This window comes from Herbaspirillum sp. RV1423, assembly GCF_000577615.1.
GTDB lineage: Bacteria > Pseudomonadota > Gammaproteobacteria > Burkholderiales > Burkholderiaceae_D > Herbaspirillum.
This window is the reverse complement of sequence record NZ_CBXX010000044.1, coordinates 1-21,401: the sequence shown is the minus strand read 5'-3', so window position 1 is coordinate 21,401 and position 21,401 is coordinate 1. Positions and strand designations below refer to the sequence as shown.

Below are 21,401 nucleotides of genomic sequence, written 5' to 3'. Positions count from 1 at the left end.
CGGTTGCAGGAAAAGCTTTGATATTGACGCGAGCGCGTCATATACCGGGTAAAACACCCCCATCAGAGCACATTTTAGGCAAGAAATTTTGAGACGATCGGGTCAGCGTTAGACGTTGGTCCGATTTTTTTCGCCCATGGGTTTGTTTTTGGACTTGAACTTTCGAGACTTCCGGCTACTGTCGCCCCAGATCAACCAAGACCAAGGACTCATAAAATGCTGAGCAAGACCGCGCAATACCTCGATACCGCCGTTGACTTCCTTCAGAAGGCGGGTCTGCCGATTGGCGACGCCAAGGCATTCAACGTACCGGGACTTCAGCTGTTGGACAAGATCAGCGAATTGGAGCCGAATCGTGTCGCAGCGATCGGCGCCGTCATGACTCAGTCCTCAGCATTCAACGCTGCAGTGCGGGACGGTATCAAAGAGATGCGTGTCTATTCACGTTTTGAAGACATCACCGGAAAATTCGATTCCATTCGGGAAGACGCGGCAAATATGGCCGCATGGATGGCGGACGGTAAGCTGGACACGGTCGAAAAGGCCAAGCTGCACTGGATGAATTTCCGGCGCGGTTCCGTGTCGTCCAGATTCAATGAGATCCAGAAGACGTTTCTGGAAGTCCAAGCTGACGCCACCAAGCAGCTGGCCATTGAGGAGGCAATTTTGTCGGCATACGGCGAATTCAGCTTATCCCTGAAGTCTGCAATCGTCGACGCGCAGGAAGTGCTTGCTCGTGCTCAGGACGAACTCGATAAGCGCAAGGGCGAACTCACCGCAGCGAACGAAGCGCTGGCGGTGGTGACAGAGTCCGGCACAAAGCAGGCCGAACTCGAACTGGCCCGGGACGAAGCCGTCCGTCGGCTGCAAAGCGAAGAAAAGCGGTTCCAGATCTGCAAAGACTTGGCCGAAGATTCACGTGTGGGATCAGCGACTGCCGAAGCTTTGTTCACGCGCGTTCGCCAGCAGATGGAAGTGAAAGGTCGTGTAGTCGAACGTTCCGCTAGCTTCTTTTCGACGAATGAGACCGTCATGAGCGGTCTGGCCGTCGCATTTACAGGAAATGCTGGTTTGGCCGAAGCCACAAACGCCCTTGAGGCTATGAAAGACGGCATCAACAAGGGGCTGGATGCTTTGGCCACCACCGGACAAACACAGCTGGAGGCGGGCCTGAAGGCCGGTTACGGCGCCAGCCTCGATCCCCAGGCTGTTCAGCGCTTCGTCAATTCGGTGGTCGATTACCAGGAAAATAGCCGCAAGCTGATCGCCCAGGCGCGCAAGGAAGCGACCGAGGCCACCGAAGCCATCGATGCTGCAGTCGAAGACGGAAAGAAGCGCTTCGCAGCCATTATCAACCAAGGGGGTTAATCGATGGGGGCCGTCATCACACTTCAAGAGCAACTCGTCGTCACGGCGGTTATCGACAAGCTTCGATTTGAAGGAAAGTCCATCGATGAGATGCTGGACTTACCCAAGAGACGTGAACAGGTCAAGGAACGCATCCACGAATACTACAAAGTACACAACATCGAAGTTGCCGACGCTCTGATCGAAGAGGGCGTGCGAGGGTATTTTGCTGGCCGGATGACCTTCGAGCGTCCCGTGGTGGGGAAAGTCGCCGCTGTCTTCGCGCACCTGTATGTATTCCGCGATCGCTGGGTCGGGAAGGCTGCTGCGCTTGTGATCTTCCTTACGCTTGCTATCGGTGCCGCCACCGGGGCATCACACTGGTGGACAAATCAGGAAGTGAAGGCCGTGGTTGCCCGCTACGAGAAATTATCAGCCGATAAAGCACAGCTGGCCGCTCAAGCATCTGAATGGCGTCAGCGTGCAATCAGTCTTGAAAAGCAAGCATCTTCATCGGGCTTGCCGGTGGGCGCGGGTGTTGCTGCTCAAAGCAACAAGGACTTGGGTACTGTGCTGGAGGCGGTGGGGAAAATCCGAGTTGGTGACCAACCGTCGGCACCGACTGATGTCCGCGAGAGGTCTGCCTCCCTGGTCGAAGCTGAACTTGCAACTGTCAGCGTCAATGCCAAAAAGGCCTATGTTGGAATTACCTGGGTCGAGAAGCTGTTGAGTTTGAATACAGACCTGGATCAGCTGGTGGCGACCTTACACACTTACACAGGAGTAGCGTCTGACTCACCAGCAGTTGCATCACCCGTCCGTGACGCGCGATCCGCACTGCTGAATCCGGATGCGACGCTTGATGATGTTGAAGAAGCGGTTCAACGTGTTCGAGCCATTCTAAAAGACGCTCATCAAATCCATGACTTGAACGGGCGCTTAGCCACTGTAAAGAGCCAAATTGCCGCGATTGGTCAGAAGAGCCGTGGGCAGTCGTCGGAGTTGCAAGCGGAGATCGCTGCTGCCGACAATTTCGCCAAGGCCATGGATGTGCCGAAACTTCAGGATTCGGTCTCCTATTTGGAGCAGTTGACCGCATACGCTGAACCGCGGTTGACGTTCAAAGTCGCCGACAGATCCGGCCAAAAGACAGGCGTGGAGCGTACCTATGGCGGAACCGGAAAATCCTGGTATTTGATCGTCGAAGCATTTGATGATGCCGGCAACCGAGTGGCTGTGCCTCTGATGAACGTGGAAAACGGGCGCCGGCGATTCGCCAACACGGTTGGTGTACGCGTCTCGCAAGAGACCTACGAGACCTTCAAGCGGCAGAAACGAGAAACTGGCCATGTGAACGTGCGTGACATCGGAGATAAGCCTGCGAATTCTATCGCGTCGACGTTCTCCGGGACGTTGGGCAGTCATCCCGACATGATTGACCAGTGGTGATGAGAAGAACGTCTTTGGCAAAGAATCGACTGAGGAATATAAGATATATGGCGAAAAATACACTGAGGCAGGAACTCGAAACGCACACGCGGAATTTCGAGGAGCCGCTACGGCAAGTTGAGGGACAGTTGGCGGCCGTGGCGCAAGATGATCTGCAGCTGCAAGCGTCTGTCAACGAGATCTATACGGAATTGGCAAAGCTGAACTTGATCAACATGGTCAACCTGACACATGACGCTCGTGTTCATCTGGATCTGCGCATGCAGGAAGAAGCAGCTGCGAGAAAATCCTTGGCGAAGGTTGAGGCTGAAATTGCAGACGCCAATGCGACTCTGCAAACGGCCGAGACAACCTTGGCGAAGTCCCATGAACAGCTGCGAATTCTTCTGAGTTCGGATCCGGTATACGTTCAAGATTCTCAGGCGCTGGACAGGGTCGAGGCGGACGTCAAGGCGTCAACAGATCTTGCCGCGGAGATCGACGCCGAGTGTGACGGGAAGCTGCCTGCGTTTGAGTCTGACCCAGGGTTTGGCTATCTCTTGCGTGCCGGCTATGGTACTGAAGAGTATCGACGTGGTGGCTTTTTCAAGAGGGCCGATCGTTGGATCGCGGGCCTCATCGATTTTGAGCGAAATCGCGCCAATTACGAGAGTCTCAAATCGATGCGGTCGACTCTCGCTAGTCGCCGGCTGGCACTTGGCAACAGCGTCGAAGAAATTCGTAAGAAAGTTCAAGATCGCGTGGCGGCCGCACAATCCAACACCGATCTTGAGCCATCTCGGCGTGCAGTGTCGGTTGCGCAAGCGACGGTGGAGCGATTCAAGAGCGAAGCAAAAAGGCTCCAAGGGGTGTTGCAAGAGTATGTCGACCGAACCGATTTCCGATACGTCCGGGCCTACAAATCTATCGCAGACGCCATGACGGAAGTGCCGCTGGAACAGCTCGAAGCGGCCGCGCGGGAAACGCCTGACACGCGCGATGACGAACTTGTCGCTGAATTAGCTAAGAAACGGCTTCTGCTATCCGGCAACGCTGAAAAGACGTCACGTCTTAGCAAAATTCGAACTGAACGAAACGTTCAATACCAACGAGCCAAGACTATTGAGCGCTCGCTTCGTTCCGATCGCTATACGGGGTCTGACTACCGTTACGAGTCAGATTTCAACCTGACATCTTTCCTGGCTGGATACATGGTCGGCGACATGACGAGCAAACAGGTTGAAAACCAGCTCCTGGGTCTGCGTCAAGAGGTCCCCGCGCCTATCCCTTACAACAGCGGTGGTGGGGATTACCGGGGCAGTGTTTTCAGTTCGGGCGGTAGTTCGGGCGGCTCAAGTGGATATAGTTCGAGCGGATCAAGCGGGTTTAGTTTTGGCGGTTCATCTGGTGGATCGAGTTCCAGCAGCGATAGTTACTCATCATCTGATTCATTCGGCGGAGGGAGTTCTAGCACCTCCGATAGTTTTTGATGCCCTAGAGCTTGCCTTCAGGAAGACATTAAAAAGCCCGCTTTGCGCGGGCTTTTTTGACGCTACGTTTAGGCGAAGGTGCCGACGGTGTTCGCCGACCCCGGCGCCATTAGGGCACGAACCCTCGGAAGCCAGCGGGGCATTGTGGCCACAGCGGCACGCACTGCAGAAACCACAACAGCCGCTACCGTTGAAAAGGCAACTGCGCCAGCAAACAAGCATGTGACCGAGAACAGGGCAAGATTTGTATCCATTTAACGCTCCTTCAGAAAGTGTTAAAAATGACAACGCTGAAACCATGATACAGCAGACATCATACCGCTGCTTTGATGTTCGACAGTTTTGCCGACGCCGATGTTCCGGCCATATCACAATTGAGATGGCTATAGTAGCCTCTCGTAGTCGCTAGTAGCGGGCAAGGAGAGAACGTTGGAGGGGAATGCATCGCAAATTGAAGGTTGATTCTCGTGCAGCGCTGATCCACGTAGTTATTATCTTGTTTGAAAGGCACCTATGGCCCATTCCGGAAAGTTAGTCGTGTTGGGAGCGGCAGCGCCAGGCTTACAAAAAGTTTTCTATGCACATGGCAGCGAAAGTCTCCGCACTTATCTCGGACATTCTAAATTTCATTCGGATGCGAATTGCAGGGCGCTCCTCGGCCGAAACCCGGGAAAATCAGTGATCCAGGATTGGGTTGATAGTGTTTCAGTCGATCGCTGTTGTAAGGTTTGTTGTGCGGGATAGGCGGACCTTGCGCACCGATTCAGCGACCGGAGATGACCCCAGTGTAGACGCCGCGTCCAGATCGGACTGAGATAAAATTCGCCGTTGCCATCGGTTTGCTTGCGCGATGTAGCCGCTGGCTGGTCCCAATCACATTTGAAAAAGGCGCAGGATGTCAGAGAAGATATGGTTTGATGAGGTTGTCTGTTCTAAAAACGCGGCGAGGATGGTGGACGTAATTGCGGGCAAGAAGGTGATTGCGCATCTTGGATCAGACGATCTGAGGTTTGGGCAGCACCAGGTAGATGATGGAAAGATCCTGTTGAGCGTAGCTGCAGATGGGCAGGTTTTTTACCGGACAGAGCTTTTTGCAAACTATGCTGCTGCTAAAAGCTATTGTGACGCGCTCTTGGCCGCCATTCATCAGAATGTGCTGAAAAGCTTCGGCTTGAATTAAGTCTTGTCGACGCAAAGGATTGACGATGTCTACATTAGAGCATTTAGTCGGTAAGGCTCGCCATGCCGCAGCAATAGACGGGCCTGGGCCGCTTTCAAAAGGAGAGGCGCTCGCAGCCGCGCTTATTCTGAACCGACCAGACTGGCTGGCCGATATGGGGTACACGATTGCAGAAGCCATTGACCGTCTTGAAGAAGATTGGGTGCGCCTAATTCCTCAGGCTGCACGCATTATTTCCGCATCGGACGCGGTGACTCGCCGCGCCAGCATCTCCTCTCAAGAGCAGGCGCAACTGTCGACCTTGGCGCCGACGGGTGTCGCAGTGGACGTGAACGCCAAGCTTTATTCTTACGGTGGCTCGCCCGGATACCGTCGTTTGACGTTGACTTTTGACGTCAGCAGAGTGAGTCCAGAGAAAGAGCCTGAGCACCGATTGTGTCTCAATATTCGGCCGGAAGATGGCGAAAATATTGTGCGGCACATCCTGGAAGCGCATCGCCTGGCTTGGCAAGGAACGCCTTTGGACAGTCAACCCGATCAGAAGCGGCCACGGTGGATTGACAATCCATAAGCTGCACACTGGCCAGAGGGCGCCGAACTACCTCGGGAGCGGCGGCGGTGATCTACCTTGCGGGCCTATTTTCTTTGCCGCAGCTGCCCCGCAGTGAATTGACAATCCTGATTCTCCCATTCGGGAGTATTCGACGGTCAATCTCGATCGCGCAGCATAGGCCTGGTGCCACGCCGTACCAGTCGATCATGCGTTCAATGACGTTGCAAAATGACAATTAAATTATGTAATTCAATAATTATTAATTCATTTGTTATTGATTAGCGTAAAGTATCTGTCGTGATGCATTACGGTTTGGCGTAAAATATAGTCATGGAGTTATACAAAGGAATAACATGGCTATCATTGAACAGCTTCAACAACGCCGCAGCCGCCTGGGTAAAACGATGCAAAGCCTTGCAAGCGTCACTGGCATGAGCGTTCCCCAAGTTAGTAACGCGCTGAGCGGTAAAGTGGATTCCCGGATCAGCACTTTGGAAGCCTTGGCTGACGCTATGGATTCCAATCTGGTCTTGGTTCCCAAGCATCTCCTGCCCGAGGTATCGCGCCTTTTAGCAGGTAAAGCCGTCGGCCCTGACGATGTCCCTTCAACGATAGACCGGTTGCTGGGGAGCTAACTTGAGCAACATGTTGACGCCCCGATATTTGGAAGTGTGGCTCCACGAGCAGCATGTAGGGTGGCTCTGTGAGGCAGGGCGAGCTACGCGCTTCATCGCCACGGAACAATACCTGGCTAATCCGGCGCGGGCCACTCTTTCGCTGTCTATGACGCTTCCCGGCAGTGAGCAGGTTACGCAAGAAACACTGAAGAATTACTTCGATCCCGCGGTGTATCGAGAACGTGGCGAGTTGCCGCCATTTTTTGCAGGGCTGTTGCCCGAGGGGGCTCTCCGGCGCCGGCTGGCTGCTACGCGGAAGAGCGACGTCGACATGGACGATTTTGGCATTTTGGCCGCAGCAGGTGAAGACCTACCAGGTGCGGCCACAGTCGTCCCCGCGAATCTCGACAACCTCACCGCGGCGGCCCGCGCGTACGGCGTCACGGGCGGCGCCGACAATCTCGAGATTAGCGTCCCCGAACAAGCCGCAGAAGGAGCCGCATCGCTGTCTGGTGTCCAAGATAAGCTGGCGCTGTCTCAAGCTAAGGATGGGAAGCGCTATTGCATGCCCGTCAAAGGCAAGTTGTCCGATCTCATTGCGAAGTTGCCGGCGGCCGGTGATGACTCGCAAGTGATGAACGAGTATGCCTGCATGACCTTGGCGGGGCTCGCAGGGGTTAACGTCGCGACATGTCGACCTGCTCCTATGAGCGCGATGCTCGACCATCCGGACCTGGTTGCAGCTCTTGGAGAAAATACACGCTTCTTGGCCGTCGACCGATTCGACCGGGGCCCCAGCAGCTCCGTGCACATGGAAGATGCGTGTCAGCTGCTGACGCTTATGCCTAGCCAGAAGTATTCGGGCGAAAAGGAATTCATCAAACTGATCCAGGTGTTGAATCGCCTGAGCACGCGAGGCATCGAGGATGTGCGTCAGTTCTTTATTCGTCAGACTGTGAACACGCTCATAGGCAACTCGGACGCGCACCTGAAAAACTTCAGCGTCCTATATCACAATGGGATCAACCCTGAACTTTCGCCTGCGTATGACATTGTCTGCGTGTCAGCCTTAGCTGGTTTCCGAGGGTTCGCCACGAACGTTGCGATCGACAAATTGCAGAGAGCGGAGACCTTGGACAGCTATGCCGCTATAGCAAAGAAAGCGCATATTTCGGAACGCATCGCCAAAGCGGCCGTCGCTCAAACCGTTTCGCTTGCGAAAGACCTTTGGCCTCAGGCTCTCCGCGGTATGGACGTTCCTGATGTTGTTCGAACCGAGATTGAGGCCCGGCTCGACACGTTGCCTCTTGCCCTCGGCAAGTAGAAGTGGCTCACTTTAGCTCGGCAGGTAGATCTTTAAGACCGGGTTTGACTGCGGCGACTATTGCCAATAGAAAGATAACGATGACTGTTACAGCACTCTCACTGATGGCCGAAGAGTTGAAATTGGCGCCAAACGAACGGGCCATAATTCTGACGATGTTAAGATTATCTCCTGTCTCGATCAGGGCTGAAGAAACCCTGATACCGGTGAAAGATCTCGTGGCTGCGTTACCAGTTGGCGTTAAATCCTTTCATGCGCTCAAGGATGTAGTTGAGGAACTTATGAAGACGAAACGAACAGAATCCGCAAAGGGTGATCGTTATAGTTTTTCTCTGCTCATGTTTTTCGAATGGGTTGACGACTCGAAATTTTTGCGATTTCAACTTAATTTACAATTCTGCTCGATGCTCAAGCAATTGGCACTCGTTCGCAAAGTCAGTCCGTTTTGATTGTTGAGTAAGAAAGCAAGCCCGGCCTGGCGGCTCCAGATGAATTATAAGAAAAGGGGTTCAAATGAAATCGCTCAAATCATGCGTTGTTTTATTTTGTTCATTCTTGCTCTCCGTATCAGCGTTCGCCGATCAAACTCGAACCGCAAATTCTCCTGAGGCGGTCGTGCCGAGAATTAGCGCGAAGAAGTACGACGTAAAGGTGGGAATCTTCTATACCGAAGGAGACGACAAAAAAGGGTCGACCTCCCCTACGTTTTTTATCGGAAAGCACAAGGTTAAACCAGGCGAAGGTAACCGCGCGGTGCTTGGTGTTGAAATACCTGCGAATGCAAAGTTGGTGGGAGTTCGGGGTTTGATGAGGAACGAACCTTGGGGTGGGGCGCAAAAGCCACCAAAGGCAAATACGGATGATATGGGCACTGTCGACTACAAGGCATGTCCTCTGGGCGCCGGAGATTGTCCTATCGGTTGGTCAGACGTATCCCCCTACATCGATACGGTGGCACCGGATGGTCGGCGTTACGTAAGTGCTGCGTTTCGTAATTGGGTAGGAAGAAACGACAGAACCGCGATGCTTGAGGTTACTTACACTGTTCCGGATTGAGTTGCGGCAGCTTGGCTGCTCGTGATGATACTTTGATTGAGTGAGCCAACTGCACGCTTACTTTTGGAAGGCTGTTAGCCTCGGGAAGAGTAGAAAAGTAGCGGTTCCTGTCGATCGCAGTCAATTGCTATAAAGGCAACTATTCACCAAAAATGCCACATTCAACATTCGTTGAATCTACCGAAAACAGTGAATCATTGATCGGATTCACTGTTTAGGCTATATTCAACGTATGTTGAATCGTACAAATTCAGTGAAACTTACCTCCCGGCAAGGTCGAGAAGCCTTGGAGGCACTCCTGCGTGAGATACCTTCAATTCGAGACGTCGAGTTTCGGGAGGACACACATCTAAGCGGTGGGAGAGTCGATCTTAGCTTGATGTTTTCAGTGACTGCAGACGTCGAAGCTGCCGCCCCGTTTCGGATAACCGCGGAGGTGATTTCCGCTGGTCAACCGAGATACCTGATTTCGGCTATCAACCAACTGCAAAATTGGCAAATCCACTCCGGGGATATTTCCCTGATCATTGCGCCGTATCTCTCACCGGCATCCCGAGAAATCTGCAAGAACAGCAAGGTCAACTACCTCGATTTGGTAGGTAATGTTCGGATCGTGGCGGGCAATATTTATATCGATCGTGCTGTGCCATATCAGCCCCCAGCAGAAAAGCGTGAATTGAAGTCTATCTTCCGTCCCAGATCGGCAGAAGTTCTGCGAGCTCTGCTACGTCACCCCGGTCGGCAATGGTCCGGCAAAGAACTGGTAGACGTCACTGGTGTCAGCGCCGGGCATGTAAGTAATGTGCGGAATGCTTTGTTTGACCGAGACTGGGCTCAGGAGCGATCCGAAGGATGGGTCTTGTCGGAGCCGGACCTTTTATTGGATTCATGGCGTGATGTGTACGAACCGTCAGCTGAATTCAGTCGTTTTTATACAGTGAAGCGTCCGGCCGAAATATTGAAGACGGTGACTGAATTGATGCTGTGGAAAAAGGAGGTGCAGCCATCTGTTGTTATGGCCTCATTCTCCGCGGCGGAACACATGGCGCCATACGCACGAACAGGAACTCAGTATTTCTACTGCATGGATCAGCAAACAGTCCGTGAACTCATATCCCTGTTGGATCTATCCTTCAATGCTGAGGGCGGAAATGTAGCTATTGCGATTCCATCGGATCCTGGAATCTTTCGTGATGCGATCCGGGAACCGTCTGGCATCGTCTATACAAGTCCGTTGCAGACATATCTCGATATGTCGGTCGCCGGCGAACGTGGCCAAGAGGCGGCGGAACATTTAAGAATCGAAAAATTGGTATGGTGAAATGAAGCCAATTCCACAAGACCCGCAGTCGGCCAACGACTACGACGCGAGATCATCCAAAGCAGTTCGAATGGTTTTGGTGGAAATCGGACAGTTATTGGGAAGCTATTTAGGGCGCTATGCGGTCGTGGGCGGGGCCGTTCCCTGGCTGTTGCTTGACCAGTCGGTAGAAGCTCATGTTGGTACGTTAGATATCGACCTGGCTCTCGATCATGAAGCACTTGCTCATGATGAATATGCGCTACTGATCGACGCGCTAATGCGCAATGGCTACCAGCAGGGTGCGGATATGCGGCGTTTTCAATTGGCGCGGACCGTTCAAGTAGACGGTGGCGAAGATGTGCGAATCGTGGTCGATTTTCTGATGGCGCGCGACGCGGTCGTTCAAAAAAATATCCCGGCATTGATTGATAATTTTGCCGTTCAAAAAGCATCAGGTGTTGATCTGGCAAATACGTTTAGTCAGACGATCTATGTGTCAGGCGACATGCCTCAAGGCGGCACCAATCGCGTTCAAATCGCAGTCTGTTCAATACCTGCACTTCTAGCGATGAAGGGCCATGCACTCAATGGACGCATGAAATCAAAAGACGCCTATGATGTTGTCTATTCGATAAGAAATTTCCCCGGCCATATTGAAGCCTTGGCCGCCGAATGTTTTCCTGTATTGGAGCAACCGAGCGGACTCGCTGGCTTTAAATACATCGAGGCAAAATTCGATTCGGAAAATGGGTTTGGTCCTACAACAGTCAGGCGATTCGTGGAGGAGAGCGGGGCGTTAGCGGGGCTCACCCCCGCTCAATGGCAGGCAGACGCCTTTGGCCAGGTAGATGCGCTGATGCGGGCTCTCAAGCTTCGATAGTCGCAATTACTTGCTTGGGTTTTGCTTCTTCTGCAGATACATCTGAGTAACGCCATACAGTTCGCTGCTGATGCCTTCTCGGTATGCCGGCCACGGTATGAACGGCTGAGATAGCGGTGGTCCAAGGACTAAATTCATAGCACACCGCCAGCGATACTTCTCTGTGTCTTCTCGGTGTATCGCAATGAAGCCATCATTACACTTTACATCTGACGCGGCACCATAGACAGCCTCAGACATAAGGCCGGATTCGCGCGTAGCGTGCCAGAACACCCAGTGATCGATCGCGACGCCAACAAGATAGCAAGATGCGGCAGCAGCAATGATCGTTACGGCCAGGGCTTTGTGAGCGACGAGCTTGTTGCCTCGATTGCGAACAGCGTAGTAGCCAAGGAAACAGTAAACGATGACCCCGGCAATGCCGGCAGCAAGGTCAAGATAGGGAACAAGATTTGGGGTTGAGAGAGCAGGTGATGGGTTTGTTCGTTGGCTGACTCCTAGGAAAAACCCAGCCACAACAATGGCACCTCCAAGTAAGCCCACCGACATCGCTGCTTTAATTCCGCGGCCGGCCTTATCAATGTGACCTTTCGTCGCCAGGAATAAGGTGAACGGAGCTCCAGCGTATAGCACCAGCATTAGTAGATACGTCATATTTTTGGAGGCTGAGTGGCTACAATTCGAAGCATTGTACCGGAATGCTAGTTGTAGGATGGCAATATAAGACAGTACGTCGATGTGCTCCTGAAGGTGCAACGACAAGCGCGATAAAATACGTGTCGCTTTGAAAATTGATGGAATGCACCTCCTGCTATGAGCTCATAACGAATGAAGTCGCCGCAAAAGACACTTTGGTTCGTGTTGGCCAACACCGTGGCTTGCTTAGTTGCGGGGGTCTACTCGTTGGCCGTTGAGCCACAACTTCGTCTAGTCGACGTCGTCAGAATTGCCATAGGAATTTTAGGCTGTCCCTTCCTGGTGCGAATGATCTATGCGAGAAGGGATCGGGAGGCAGACATCAACAAACCTGATTCCAATGATTAAAAACATTGATCAGTATTCGTCGTATTGACATTTCGACCGCAGAACTTAATAATCAACCTGCTAGCTGGTGCCTCCAGCAATTCCTCGTCCATTCTGGACACTCCAAACTCCAAGAGTTCTGCGAAATGACATTTGTTATTTCATAGAGCTTTTCTGCGCGTTTCGCGCATTGCAGCTGATTTATCAGCATTTGTAGATTGTGCTTTCGTGGATGGACGCGTTTGCACTCGTGGGTAGGTAGTAAAACTCACATCAATTAACCCGGCGGGTCATACCTGTCCGGGGTCTGACTTCGCCAATTTTTTGGAGAATGTCATGCTACAGGGAGCAATCATCGCAACAATCCTTAACCTGGATATCCGCAAAGTCGCACTTGATGCCGGCGCAGCTTATGCGCTTTCTCGCGTGGTGGCCGAGCTGGATCAGGAGGCAAGCAACAGCCTTGCCTCTAACGCCCGGCACGTAGCTGCTCAATTAGGTTTTGAGTCAGTGGACGGCGAGGTCCCCGCAGTACTGCGCGCTGAGCCTGATCTGGTGTTTGAATTCCAATACGGTTTTCATCAGGCAGAATTTATGCGCGGAGTTCTTGAACAGGAAGGGTACGTTTCCTGGCAAAGTCCGTGGGAATCCTACTGGGACGTTACCACCGAGTTTCGCGCAGTTGTCAATCGCGTGAGCGACGGCTACCGTCCCGGTGTGGAAGTCTCGATCATGGGGGGTGACGGTGAGCCAGAGTTTGGCGCCACTGTAAATAGCCGAGCGATCGCCATCGAAGAAGCCAAGCAGATGGTGATGACCTGGCGATTGAAGCAGGACGTCTAGTTTCGCGGCTTGTTCAACAAACCTGTCAATCGCGGCCTTCGGGCCTGATTGGCTAAATTTCATGGAGATTCTGGTCATGAATTTTGAAGATCAACAAGCCCTTGCGGAACTTGCGAATGAAATGACCTGGTGGGAAGCGGTCAAATTCATTCGCGGAGAGCTGGGGTGCTCAGCAAGTTGTGCGGGCCAGACTGCGCGCACCTATTTGTCCCGGTGTCCGAATAGCAAGCTGTGGATTAGCTATTTCGAACTACCGGAGGATTCATCTTCTCGGAAAATGTTTCATTAACAACGTGGCGCCAGAGAGAACATCCTCTTGGCGCCTTTTTTTTCTTCCATTTCTACGACTCGCATCTGCATCTGGGACAAAGGATTTACTTCGGCATCTGCGATTTGACATAGAAGGCCGGCGATATCGATTCTATAAATCACCGAGGTTGTATAGAAGTAGATGAGATTTTCTAGGAGGTGGGCGGCGGTTTCCATGAGCCGCCCGGCCCTCAAGTTGAGGAAAAATCCTAAATCCTAAGATATCCTAAGCATATGCTAAGAAAGCTTTGACATTCTTAGGGCAAGCTTATATTCTCCTTACAACGACTTAACAACCTAAAAGGAAGATATGAGCAAGCCCGCTAGTGAAGTTGTTGACGACTTGCGTGACCTGTTGAATAAAAAGGGGAAGGATGTGCTTACGCTTTCCTGGCCTGAGTTCTACGAGATTGCAGAGCGTGAACGTATTAAGGAATCGTTTACCGATGCGGTAGTTTTGAAGGCAAAGGAATCAAGTCTTATTGTCCATTTCGCTAACGCGATAGTTCTTGTCGCAAAGGACTATAAATTCGCGCCGACTAACGGCTGAAAAGGCTGCAAAGACGGCACCCATGGATAAGCATAGCAACAGGTAGGAAAACAATGATTCGACGGTTTCAGGCACTCTTAGGCCGCATGTTGTTGTGCAGCGTTGGTTTTCATACAAAGGCAACGGGAATTGGCTTCGATGCTTGTAGTAGAGGCTGTGGCCATATTCGGAACCCTGACGCAGCCCAAAGATTTGAAGTTAGGCTGATTTCAGGAGAGAGAATTGAGGTTGATGCGATCAACGAGCTTCACGCTTGCAGCATTGTTGTGTACGGCAATGGGAAGCTTTTGATGGATCAATTTGGAAAGCCTCTTGGTGACACCAAGGTACATCGGGAAAACATCAAAACTGTTCGTATGCTGAAAGTTTAGAAACGACAAGGAAAAATGGCACATGCGCCCCGCAACTGCCAGAAACCAACAATGGAGAACTGTATGACTCGACAATCGACTTTGACCAACAAAGATCACGCTGACATGGACGCCTTCTTAGGTGCTGTGTTGGATGACTATAAAGCTGGCGAAATCACCAAGGAGCAAGCTGTTGGCGGCTTGGCACATGTTCTCGCGGCGATTGACATCGGCAACTATGGCGAAGCTATCAACTGGTTCCGTCAAGGTCGTAAATTTGTGCGCGGCGAAGTCTAGTAAAACAACCTGGTGCCGACCTGGCGCCCCGATCCCGGCCGGAGCCCGGTGCACGGAAAGCACTACATGGCCACTGTTGAGAAAATCGCAAGTGTTATTGGCCTTCGCCAATCAAACGAGGAAGGAATCCGACGGTTCCACAGCGCGGCGACCGTTGGAGTCACACTAAACGATTTTGTTGCCTTTGAGCGTGAGCTACGCCGCGAAATTGCAAACTCGATCTCGCCCGCACCAAATTATCAGCCAACGCCATTGGCCCCTCTAGAGCTCGCTCAACGAGACGTTGAACGTCTAGAAGCACTCGTTAAAAGTTTGGCTCGCAAGGCTTCCCCAGCGTCAGCAGAAGCCGTGCTCACTCTTGAAGAGCGCACCAACGAACTGAACGCTGCAAAGGAACGCCTTGCAGAAATGTTGCCGGCCGTCGCCTAAAGGTCGAGGACAATAGCGATATGAATTCGTGGCCAATATCGATGCTCGCAGCTGGGGCATGCAGCGCAGCGGCAATCCTGCTCATCCGCGAGTTGCCGCGATTCGCAGGAACAATTCCTGCAGGGATGATTGTCGGTATTTACATGATTGTCGGAGGTTTGGCCGTGCTGGTAATCGGAGCGATGTCCTCTCATGGAGATCTAGCCGCGATCAAGCTGCCGTCGATCACTGGAATGTTTGGCGTGGCTGCTATTGGCCTTCTGCTGGCGGCGCTCGAATTCTTTTTTGTGCAGGGTGCTCGCCAGGCAATGCCGTTGCCCGATGCATTGATTGTTTACAACGTCACGTCCCTGTCATTGGTCGCGATTGGTGGCTTCATCATTTTTGGCGAGGTGATGGACTGGACACGGGCTGTAGGTGTTGCCCTCGGGGTAGCGTCTATGTTCATGCTGCTGCAACCTGCAGCACGATAGAGATAAGGAGGAATCTTGAAAGCTCAGTTGTTAAAGCGCCTGATCGTCGCTGGTGGCATTGTCGGTGTTGCCGGAAGCGTACTGGTGGCCTATTCGTTCGCTACAAAGGAAGGCGCAGTTTTTGCAGTTGGAGCAGTTATGGTGTTGGCGGGGCTGCAATGCGCTATGAATGCGCACATCGCACTCGTCAGAAGCCGTCTGTAAGAATCCAAGGAACGTTATGGATACGACCTTAGACACATTCAGAGCGATGCAGGCGCAGCGCGAACAGAATGCCGTCATCAACGATGACCTACAAAGGAAAAACGTATGAAGTACGTGAGCCTTCTCGCCATTGTGGCTATTGTTCTTCCGGGGTGTGATGTTTCGACCGACTTGGGAAACAAGATCGCCACTGCCTACCCCGCTAAGACTCCGAATGTAGTGTTTTCGCCAGGTCACAAAATGAAAGTTGGAGACGAAGTTGCTCCTGTGTTGGGCAATGGCGAATGCCCGTCTGCGGGCAAGGCAATGAGATTGCTTTTCGGGCCGAACCCAGATGAAGGCCAACACAGTTGCATTGTTATTGCGCCCGAGACAACGGAGGTCTTTGTTACTGTCGGCTTGAAAGAGGGGGCTACCCGCGAAATTTGGAAAGTCGAACGTTCAGGTGAACGTATTATGTTGCGTCGTGCAGATGGCAGTTATTTGGCGTCAGCTAACTGACCGAGGAAAACGGCGCTCAGCGCCACGTACCGGTTCGCACCTCAGAGAGGTAGGAAAACTATGGACCAAAAAGCCCATTGGGCGAATGAAGGCGGCTTACACTTTTTACGCATTCCCGGCGAGGGCGCGCGCATGAAGGTCGAGAGGTCAGCAGCTGGCGACTACTTCTATACCTGTTTGCGCGATGGTGATACGGTCGGTGGAAGCATCGCGTACGAAGATACGCTGACTAAGGCCAAACGTGGTGCAGAAGCCGCCATCACATCCTGCGAATGGTTGGAGATGATCGAGGACGACGAAGTATTACAGGCTACTGCATGCTCCATCGTTCCACAAATCCGCACCAGCGTTGTTGACCACTAACATACAGGAAAACGCCGGCCCGGCATTGATGGCCTGATGCGCACATAAGTGCGCCTGGCAAATGTTCAGATGGCAGTGATGGCGGCCCTTGATCAAGGTGGCCCGGCACCAAAAGTTGTGTAAAAGGAAAAATACGATGAGTACAGATGGAGTTTTTGTAGAGACCGGAAGAAATGTCTGAGCGTAATAAAAGCACTGTTAAACAAGATGCACAAGCAAGTGCGTTGCTTAATAGCGCTCTTCATTCATTGCAGACCTTTTTACTCACATGCGATGCGGAAAAAGGCGCTCAAATGAGGGTGGCAGGTTCGGTATGGACATTCTGGCTGGATCCGTTGTTGGGGGACAGCCGAGATAAAGCAAATTTTCGGATATAAGCGAAAAAGTAATTTGTGAGGGCCTTATTATTGCCACTTGTTATAAAGAGCCTCCAAAAGCGCAAGGAAAAGCCGAAGTTGGCCGGCTCTTCTTGCGAGCCAGCCAAGATAACGAAAAATTTCGGATGTCAGCGTAAAAGTAACTAAGATGCCCTATGGATGCTGGCTGGGTACGGCGTCCCACTTGGGATTCGGTTTCAAAGGCATTGATCGTCGAATTACGACCCGAAGAGGACGTAAATCTTTCTTCGCAATAAATCGTTTCCGCCTAAATGCGCGCGGCCCTATCATGCGAAAAATTTCTCGTTCTTCTCGAATGCGCTCACGTAGTGGGTTCATGGAATTATAGTTTTCGATTTACATCAAACTTTCCCGGTGTCGGTGCTTAATTCACAACATCATCCCTTGTGCCTGCACTCTCAAACGCCGCACACTGCTCCGCGAGTGGGCATCGCCGACCGCCAGGAGATGCCTCATAGTGTCGCGTCCCGCAAACACCACTATGAAATGAAAGATCAGGTAACGGAGCGACATGCCGAAAGTAAAATCGCCCTTCAAAGATGCCGCAGATCTGCATTACTGGTTCTTGCCGGAGTTGACTATAGAGATAGTGGAAAACCTCCCCAATAAATTGATTTATGCTGGCAACTAGAGTTTCTAATCGCTGGAATATATCTGGAATCTCCAATGATTGCCCGTCTTGCGAGAGTCCGTCATGGGAGTAAGAGATGGTACTACCTTCGGATGCGCGGCATATGCCTATGTCGCTATGCGTAAGCGCATCCCTCATGTGAAGTAGCTGCCAGTACCAATGAGCGTTTGCAAAGGCCTGCTCCAGCTCCGGCGGAAGGCCAGTTAGCTGACCATCACGAACCCGCTGAAACATTTTTCGTGTTGAATCCGGGAATCCTCGACATGTCTTCCTGAAGAGGCAATGTACTATTTGCCGAGCACAATCAACTGCCGAATATAGCTCCTGAATTTCAGACTCGATTACGGCTGCCAATTTTCTTGAGTGTTCAAGTCCTGTGTATCCGTGCGCATTCAAGTATTCCACATCAAGAAGTGCGCCGGCGCGCAAATCTTCGGCAAGTGACCTGAATATTCTTGCCTTATCGGGGTTGTGCCGAGATAAGGGTAAAAATAGCTCATAACACTTTTGGTTATATTTAAAGGCTGAATTCTAAAAATAACTGTATAAGCATCTCTCCCTCGTACATCAGATGTACGCAGTATGCGAAGCTCGGTTCAGCGCACCAAGCCCATTTCATTTTCTTGTTCACCGCGATAAAATTTTTTCTTTCGGAAACTCGGAGGCAAGATGGCATCGATCGAACGAACCGCATACCCTCGCTTTCCCACCGTCCTTCCGAGTCAGGATATTCTGACGTACTACACCCCCTCACCCGAGGAAATAGACTGGGTCAAAGGTTTAGCTCGCGGCCCGGACAGCCAGCTTAGTGTGCTCGTGTTACTTAAATGCTTCGAGCAGCTGCACTATTTCCCGCTCCTGGAAGATATCCCGCCTGAAATCGTCGCCCATATTGCTGCTGTGCGAGGGCTTCCTACCGCAAGCTCAATTGCATATAAGAGTCCAGCTACGCTATACCGGCACCATGCCGCGATACGGAAATATTTGGGCGTGTTCCCATTCGATGGAGCCGATTCGCGCAAGATGGCAATTCGTATTGCCAGGGAAGCGGCGCAAGTTGCGGATGTGCGCACCGATATCATCAATACCACCATTGAAGAGCTGATTGGACGTAATTACGAACTGCCGGCCTTCAGTACGCTGGACAAAATAGCCGAACAGATTCACTCGACAGTTCAAGAGCAACTGTTCAAACGGGTTGCGAAGCGATTGACGAGCGAACAGCGTGATTTTTTGGAACATCTGCTGATGACCGAATTTGCTCAACGGCAGACGCAATTTAATCAAATCAAACGAAGCGCCAAGCGGGCATCCAAAAAGCATCTGGAAAATTTGCTCGATCAGCTCACATGGCTGGAATCACTCATTGATGTCGTAAAGCCGCTTGACGGCATTCCGTTGTCGAAACTCACCCATTTTGCCAGTCAGGCAATGGCCCTTGATGCCTCAGAATTAAAAGGACTCAATCCAGAAAAACGTCACACGCTTATTCTCGCCCTGATTCGCAGTATGCGTGTCCGCGCACGCGATGATTTGACCGAAATGTTCATTCGCCGTATGGCGGTGATTCATAAACGTGCGCGAGAGGAACTGGCCAGCATTCAGCTGCGGCAGCGCGCACTATCTGAGCGCCTTGTGCAGAAATTGGACGGTGTCCTTGATATCCTGGTTGACGACTTGGGAAACGAGAAAACAGGACTTGAAATCCGCAAACTCCTGGCGCCAGGTGGTGACTTGGAGCGTCTCAAGCAAGAATGTGAACTGATCCGCGTCTGGAGCGGAAAGAACCACCTGCCGTTACTCTGGAAGCCGTTTTCCAGCCATCGAGCAGTCATCTTCAGAATTGCTCACGCGCTTCACTTTACTTCCGCCACACAAAACCGGGCGCTATTACACGCCCTCCATATTGTTCTGGAAAATGAAACACGCCGCACTGACTGGATGGAGGATGTGGTGGATCTTTCTTTTGCGACCGACCGCTGGCATAAGCTCGTGAAGCGTCCGCACGAGGAAGGACAACCTACCAACCGGCGCTATCTTGAATTGGCTGTCTTTTCGCATTTAGCGAGCGAATTGCGGTCCGGCGATATGTGCGTTGCCGGCTCCGAGACCTTTGCCGACCCTCGAGAACAGTTGCTGTCGTGGGAAGAATGTCAAAAACTTCTTCCCGCTTATTGCGAGAAAGTCGGTTTGCCCGACAACGCGAAGGACTTTGTCGCGATGCTCAAGAAAAAATTGGCGGACAAGGCCGAAGAAGTCGACAACGAGTTTCCCGACCACCAAGCAGACGTCACCATCGGCCCCACTGGTGAACCGGTGTTGAAACGCGTCGTTGCCAAGGAAATTCCAGCGTCAGCGATCGCATTGCAAAGCACGATCATGAACCGGCTGCCGACGCGCAATTTACTCGACGTACTGACCAATCTGGAGCACTGGGTCAAATTCACACGGCACTTCGGTCCTATTTCCGGTAGCGATCCGAAACTTAAACGCGCGGCAGAGCGCTATCTGCTGACGATCTTCGCGTTGGGATGCAATCTGGGGCCCAATCAGGCGGCAAGGCATCTTGCCGGTGATGTTACTCCACACATGCTGTCCTTCGTGAATCGCCGGCATATGACAGTCGAGAACCTGGACGCCGCCATTAGGGATTTGAATGAACTCCATCTGCGTCTGGACTTATCCAAGCTCTGGGGCGATGGAAAATCGGTAGCAGCCGACGGTACGCAATACGATTTTTACGAACAAAATCTGTTGGCTGGGTTTCATTTTCGGTACCGCAAGATGGGGGCAGTGGCCTATCGGCACGTGGCTAATAATTATATTGCGGTGTTTCGTCACTTTATCGCGCCCGGCATCTGGGAAGCGATCTATGTGATCGAAGGCCTGTTAAAAGCGCAATTGTCGGTGGAGGCCGATACCGTCTATTCGGATACACAGGGCCAGTCTGCTGCCGTCTTCGCGTTTACGTATTTGCTCGGAATCAACCTGATGCCCCGCATTCGTAATTGGAAAGACCTTGTTTTGCATCGCGCAGATAAAAAGACACGGTATAAACACATTGATCGCCTCTTTACCGAAACTACCGATTGGGGCCTCATTGAATCGGAGTGGCAAAACATGATGCGCATCGCACTGTCCATCCAGCACGGTCGTATTGCATCCCCTTTGTTGCTGAAGAAATTAAGCGCCAAAAATGGTCGCAGCCGGCTCTTTGCAGCTGTACGCGAGATGGGTGGCGCCGTACGCACTGTTTTTCTTCTTAAATGGATTTCGGATATCAAGATGCGGCAGGAGGTAACTGGGGAGACTAACAAAATGGAGTCCTATAACGGCTTCGCAAAATGGCTCTCGTTTGGTGGTGACGTTATTCCACAAAATGACCCTGAAGAACAACAAAAGCGGCTTCGCTACAATGATCTGATTGCGGCTGCGGTGATCCTGCAGAATACGGTGGACATGATGCGTGTCATTCAGACGCTGGTCGCCGAGGGCCATGATGTCAAGGCTGACGATCTGGCGTTTTTGAGCCCGTACATCACCAGTGGGCTGAAACGGTTTGGCGACTACCACCTCAACTTGAAACGCACTCCAGAGCAGTGGATCCGCGATACCTTATTCAGCAATGCGGCTAATCAAGCGCGCCAAAATTGAAATGAAGAACAACACATGACAGACGCAGACAAGAGCCAGGTCGAAACGCCTTATGGAACCGTGGACGCGAAGGCATTGGAAGCGTTACAGGATAGCTATGACACGTCCGCGATGCTACGCATGGTGGATCAGCTGGATGCAATTCGGACGCGTCTTGATGGCATTGACGGCGTACGCGATGAGCTACTGCGCCTGCAC

At 52.0% G+C, this 21,401-nt stretch carries 22 protein-coding genes and 1 pseudogene; 21 read left to right on the top strand and 2 right to left on the bottom strand.

Going from position 1 to position 21,401, the window contains the following annotated elements:
* The first annotated feature begins 216 nt into the window (after positions 1-216).
* The 11 genes from RV1423_RS25100 to RV1423_RS25055 all read left to right on the top strand — a co-directional run bounded on the left by RV1423_RS25100 (position 217) and on the right by RV1423_RS25055 (position 11,178).
* A complete protein-coding gene (locus tag RV1423_RS25100; protein WP_034302968.1) occupies positions 217-1,368 on the top strand; it encodes a hypothetical protein in 1,152 nt (383 codons plus the stop codon).
* A 3-nt stretch (positions 1,369-1,371) separates the two neighbouring features.
* On the top strand, positions 1,372-2,796 hold the full coding sequence (locus RV1423_RS25095; protein WP_034302966.1) for a DUF6384 family protein: 1,425 nt from the start codon (positions 1,372-1,374) through the stop codon (positions 2,794-2,796).
* A 47-nt stretch (positions 2,797-2,843) separates the two neighbouring features.
* Positions 2,844-4,265, top strand: a complete 1,422-nt coding sequence (locus RV1423_RS25090) for a hypothetical protein (RefSeq protein WP_034302964.1) — start codon at positions 2,844-2,846, stop codon at positions 4,263-4,265.
* 895 nt (positions 4,266-5,160) lie between these two features.
* Positions 5,161-5,445, top strand: a complete 285-nt coding sequence (locus RV1423_RS25085) for a hypothetical protein (RefSeq protein WP_034302962.1) — start codon at positions 5,161-5,163, stop codon at positions 5,443-5,445.
* 25 nt (positions 5,446-5,470) lie between these two features.
* Positions 5,471-6,016: a hypothetical protein gene (locus tag RV1423_RS30435; RefSeq protein WP_197035003.1), complete on the top strand. Its 546-nt coding sequence runs from the start codon at positions 5,471-5,473 to the stop codon at positions 6,014-6,016.
* Positions 6,017-6,351: 335 nt separating this feature from the next.
* Entirely contained in the window at positions 6,352-6,633 is a 282-nt protein-coding gene (locus tag RV1423_RS25075) for a helix-turn-helix domain-containing protein (protein ID WP_051516940.1), read from the top strand.
* Position 6,634: 1 nt separating this feature from the next.
* Positions 6,635-7,939, top strand: coding sequence for a type II toxin-antitoxin system HipA family toxin (locus RV1423_RS25070; protein WP_034302960.1), 1,305 nt, complete (start codon positions 6,635-6,637; stop codon positions 7,937-7,939).
* Between the two features lie 80 nt (positions 7,940-8,019).
* Positions 8,020-8,388, top strand: coding sequence for a hypothetical protein (locus RV1423_RS25065; protein ID WP_034302958.1), 369 nt, complete (start codon positions 8,020-8,022; stop codon positions 8,386-8,388).
* Positions 8,389-8,452: 64 nt separating this feature from the next.
* Positions 8,453-8,995 carry a hypothetical protein gene (locus RV1423_RS30120; protein ID WP_155835268.1) on the top strand — a complete coding sequence of 181 codons (543 nt, stop codon included), beginning with the start codon at positions 8,453-8,455 and terminating at the stop codon, positions 8,993-8,995.
* Positions 8,996-9,383: 388 nt separating this feature from the next.
* Positions 9,384-10,316 carry a type IV toxin-antitoxin system AbiEi family antitoxin gene (locus RV1423_RS25060; RefSeq protein ID WP_197035002.1) on the top strand — a complete coding sequence of 311 codons (933 nt, stop codon included), beginning with the start codon at positions 9,384-9,386 and terminating at the stop codon, positions 10,314-10,316.
* Between the two features lies 1 nt (position 10,317).
* Positions 10,318-11,178, top strand: a complete 861-nt coding sequence (locus tag RV1423_RS25055; protein ID WP_034302954.1) for a nucleotidyl transferase AbiEii/AbiGii toxin family protein — start codon at positions 10,318-10,320, stop codon at positions 11,176-11,178.
* Between the two features lie 6 nt (positions 11,179-11,184).
* On the opposite strand, the gene RV1423_RS25050 is transcribed toward RV1423_RS25055, so the two are convergent.
* Positions 11,185-11,817: a hypothetical protein gene (locus tag RV1423_RS25050; protein ID WP_155835267.1), complete on the bottom strand. Its 633-nt coding sequence runs from the start codon at positions 11,815-11,817 to the stop codon at positions 11,185-11,187.
* 720 nt (positions 11,818-12,537) lie between these two features.
* On the opposite strand from RV1423_RS25050, the gene RV1423_RS25040 reads away from it, so the two are divergent.
* Positions 12,538-13,044 (top strand): hypothetical protein, encoded by a 507-nt coding sequence (locus tag RV1423_RS25040; protein WP_034302948.1) that lies wholly within the window; start codon positions 12,538-12,540, stop codon positions 13,042-13,044.
* 285 nt (positions 13,045-13,329) lie between these two features.
* Here RV1423_RS25040 and RV1423_RS25030 read toward each other — a convergent pair whose 3' ends face one another.
* Complete coding sequence (locus tag RV1423_RS25030) at positions 13,330-13,530, bottom strand: hypothetical protein (RefSeq protein ID WP_034302944.1); 201 nt, start codon at positions 13,528-13,530, stop codon at positions 13,330-13,332.
* Between the two features lie 133 nt (positions 13,531-13,663).
* Between RV1423_RS25030 and RV1423_RS25025 the strand changes: the two genes are divergently transcribed.
* From RV1423_RS25025 to RV1423_RS24980, 9 genes and pseudogenes are all read left to right on the top strand, one after another.
* Complete coding sequence (locus RV1423_RS25025; RefSeq protein ID WP_034302942.1) at positions 13,664-13,903, top strand: hypothetical protein; 240 nt, start codon at positions 13,664-13,666, stop codon at positions 13,901-13,903.
* Between the two features lie 434 nt (positions 13,904-14,337).
* On the top strand, positions 14,338-14,550 hold the full coding sequence (locus RV1423_RS25015) for a hypothetical protein (RefSeq protein WP_034302939.1): 213 nt from the start codon (positions 14,338-14,340) through the stop codon (positions 14,548-14,550).
* 66 nt (positions 14,551-14,616) lie between these two features.
* Positions 14,617-14,979, top strand: coding sequence for a hypothetical protein (locus tag RV1423_RS25010; RefSeq protein ID WP_034302938.1), 363 nt, complete (start codon positions 14,617-14,619; stop codon positions 14,977-14,979).
* Positions 14,980-14,999: 20 nt separating this feature from the next.
* Positions 15,000-15,452 carry a hypothetical protein gene (locus tag RV1423_RS25005; protein WP_155835266.1) on the top strand — a complete coding sequence of 151 codons (453 nt, stop codon included), beginning with the start codon at positions 15,000-15,002 and terminating at the stop codon, positions 15,450-15,452.
* Between the two features lie 15 nt (positions 15,453-15,467).
* Entirely contained in the window at positions 15,468-15,656 is a 189-nt protein-coding gene (locus RV1423_RS25000) for a hypothetical protein (protein ID WP_034302935.1), read from the top strand.
* 105 nt (positions 15,657-15,761) lie between these two features.
* Entirely contained in the window at positions 15,762-16,157 is a 396-nt protein-coding gene (locus RV1423_RS24995) for a hypothetical protein (protein ID WP_034302933.1), read from the top strand.
* A 60-nt stretch (positions 16,158-16,217) separates the two neighbouring features.
* Entirely contained in the window at positions 16,218-16,520 is a 303-nt protein-coding gene (locus RV1423_RS24990) for a hypothetical protein (RefSeq protein WP_034302931.1), read from the top strand.
* 1,698 nt (positions 16,521-18,218) lie between these two features.
* Complete coding sequence (locus RV1423_RS24985) at positions 18,219-21,203, top strand: Tn3 family transposase (protein ID WP_034302929.1); 2,985 nt, start codon at positions 18,219-18,221, stop codon at positions 21,201-21,203.
* 15 nt (positions 21,204-21,218) lie between these two features.
* A pseudogene (locus RV1423_RS24980) lies at positions 21,219-21,401 on the top strand (hypothetical protein); the annotation flags it as partial.